This window comes from Amycolatopsis sp. WAC 04182, assembly GCF_003947465.1.
GTDB lineage: Bacteria > Actinomycetota > Actinomycetes > Mycobacteriales > Pseudonocardiaceae > Amycolatopsis.
In genome coordinates, this window is record NZ_QHJJ01000035.1 from 1 (window position 1) to 738 (window position 738).

General features: G+C 67.5%; 1 protein-coding gene and 1 pseudogene. One reads left to right on the plus strand and one right to left on the minus strand.

The genetic code is table 11. The features are described from left to right. The coding region (locus tag DMH01_RS42335) for a helix-turn-helix transcriptional regulator (protein WP_148106603.1) at window positions 1-332 on the plus strand (332 nt) is incomplete at its 5' end. 162 nt (window positions 333-494) lie between these two features. Here DMH01_RS42335 and DMH01_RS42340 read toward each other — a convergent pair. Further along, window positions 495-738: pseudogene (locus DMH01_RS42340) on the minus strand (hypothetical protein); the annotation flags it as partial.

Genomic DNA, 738 nt, shown 5'->3' on the forward strand with positions numbered 1-738 from the left:
ACGTCCTCGCGCTGTTCGCGCGGACCCGGCCGCTGTTCACCGCCCTGGGGGACGAGCGCAGGCAGGAGATCGTCGTCCACCTCCTGGAGTCGGCGGCCCCGCGCAGCGTCGGCGACATCGCCGCGCACCTGGAGCTGTCCCAGCCCGCGACCTCCCACCATCTCAAGATCCTGCGCGACGCGGGTCTGCTGACGGTGCGCCGCAAGGGCACCCTGCGCCTGTACGACCTCAACGCCGCGGCCTATCCGGATCTCCTGACCCCGATGGGCGACCTCATCACGTTGATCATCTCCTGCGCGTCCGATCTAGGGGAACAGCCGAACGACCGGTAGCGGCACGCGCCGTGCGGTACGGCAGGACGAGAAGCTGCGCGGAAGTTTGAGGCTCGTCCGGCGGCGCCGCCGTCACCGATGAGGCCATGCTGTCCACTGTCTTTGGCATCGCGATCCAACGCCGTGAACACGGCGCTACGCCAGCCGGGAGATCTGGCGTTATCACAGGTCAGAAGCGGCTTCGTTGAAAATTTCTGCCTTGTTGTCGGGATCCCTGATCGGCGTCGGGTTCTCGGGGAGTTGCCAGCTGCCGCCGCGGTCCTCCTTTGAGAAGCGCGCGGCGAGGTCGGGAAGGTGCAGGAAGCAGGCCAGTGCGGTGGCGGCCTGGAAGGCGTCGATCGCACGCTGGGTCATCGGCATGCCCAGGCGCAGGAGACGCGGATTCACCTCGCCCTGGATCTTGTCG